This window comes from Candidatus Cloacimonadota bacterium (assembly GCA_034661015.1).
Classification (GTDB): Bacteria; Cloacimonadota; Cloacimonadia; order JGIOTU-2; family JGIOTU-2; genus JAYEKN01.
Genome location: JAYEKN010000195.1, coordinates 1 through 2,024 on the forward strand (window position 1 = coordinate 1; position 2,024 = coordinate 2,024).

The window sequence follows — 2,024 nt, forward strand, 5'->3', positions numbered from 1 at the left end:
GGCAAATGCCACTTATTCACCATATTACAAATTGGGTTTCAATCAGCGATTGTGCCAATATTACCCGTCTAATCGGGGGCTTACCAATTATGGCTCACGCCAGAGAAGAAGTTGCGGATATGGTTTCGCTCTCCAATGCTTTGGTGCTGAATATCGGCACACTCACGAGCGAATTGGTTGACTCAATGATCTTGGCTGCTAAAGCAGCTAACAAAAAAGGTATCCCCGTTATTCTCGATGCGGTGGGCGTGGGAGCAACCCCATTTCGGGATAAAAAGGCTTATGAGATAATGGATGAAACCCATGTTGACGTTATTAAAGGAAACGCCTCGGAGATAGCAAAACTCGCAGGAAAAAACGTAATAACCCGCGGAGTAGAATCTACAGATGTTCAGGAAAATCTTGTTGAAACAGCTAGGGATCTATCTCAATCCCAAAATGCCACAGTTGTCATAACCGGAAAAGAAGATATTATTACGGATAATGACGAAATTTATCTAGTTAAAAATGGAAACGAAATGATGGGTAAGATCGTTGGCACCGGGTGTATGGCTGCATCTATCATCGCCACATATTGCAGCCTTGAAAAAAATCATGCAAAAGCCGCTGCGATAGCTCTTTCTAACTACGAAATCGCAGCAGAAAAAGCTTTTGAAATAGCAAAAACTCCATTTGCATTTAAAACGAAATTTTTTGATGAGATATATTTGTTAGATAAAAATGTCGAAAATCTGCAAAAAATTTATTCAATATTTTAAAATTATAAACAAATATCAGAAGGTATTATGACACAATTAAAAATGGCAAAAGACGGAATTATTTCCGAAGAGATGAAAACCGTGGCAAAGGATGAACAGGTCGATGTTGAGTGGCTTCGTGAGGAAATTGCTCAGGGACGCATCACTATTCCAAAAAACATAAACCATAATTTTCATCCGATGGGTATCGGGAATAAATTACGAACAAAAATTAATGCAAACATAGGCACTTCACCAGATCACTATGACCTGAACGAAGAACTGGAAAAACTCAAAATCGCAGTTGCTTACGGTTCAGATAGCGTAATGGATCTATCCACAGGTGGAAATTTATCAGCAATCCGCAAAGCAATTCTAAAACAATCTCCGGTAATGGTGGGAACTGTTCCAATCTATCAGGTGGCGGCTGAACTCCTCGACAATGATAAAGAAATTTCCGATATGAGTGTGGACGGACTTTTTGATTCTATCGAAAAACAGTGTGTAGAAGGAGTGGATTATATTACGGTTCATTGTGGCGTTACGAGGAAAGTAGTTAATACGCTCAAGAAAAATCCACGTTTGTTGGGAATGGTTAGCAGAGGTGGAAGCCTGCTGATGAAGTGGATGCGGATCAATAAAGCGGAAAATCCTCTATATGAATATTTCGATAGATTGCTCGTTATTGCTGAAAAATATGATGTAACTTTAAGTTTGGGTGATGGCTTACGCCCCGGTTGTCTCGCAGACGCCTCGGATGCAGCCCAGTTTGAAGAATTAATTGTTCTCGGAGAATTGCAAAAAAGAGCCGTTGAACGTGATGTTCAGGTTATTATTGAAGGACCGGGGCATATTCCTTTGAACGAGGTTGAATCAAATATGCGTTTGCAAAAATCAATCTGCAATAATGCTCCTTTCTATGTTCTCGGACCTATCACCACAGATATTGCTCCCGGTTATGATCACATCACGAGTGCAATCGGCGGGGCAATAGCTGCTTACAATGGAGCTGATTTTTTATGCTATGTAACTCCCTCCGAACATCTTTGCTTACCTAACAAGGAGGATGTGCATGAAGGCGTGATCGCTGCAAAAATCGCGGCCCGTTCTGCAGATATTGCTCTCGGAATCCCGGGAGTGAAAAAACTCGATAATAAAATGGCAGAATATCGCAGAGACTTCAATTGGGAAGGACAATATAAAATCTCTCTCGACCCGATTCTTGCTCGAAAAAGAAGAAAATCAAGCGAAGATTTTTCTGAAGACGTTTGCACAATGTGCGGTAAA

At 40.8% G+C, this 2,024-nt stretch carries 2 protein-coding genes; both read left to right on the plus strand.

Annotated features, from left to right (window positions below):
- Positions 1 to 5 precede the first annotated feature (5 nt).
- Positions 6 to 758, plus strand: coding sequence for a hydroxyethylthiazole kinase (gene thiM / locus U9P79_07505; protein ID MEA2104468.1), 753 nt, complete (start codon positions 6 to 8; stop codon positions 756 to 758).
- Positions 759 to 785: 27 nt separating this feature from the next.
- On the plus strand, positions 786 to 2,024 hold a 1,239-nt coding region (gene thiC, locus U9P79_07510), incomplete at its 3' end, for a phosphomethylpyrimidine synthase ThiC (GenBank protein ID MEA2104469.1).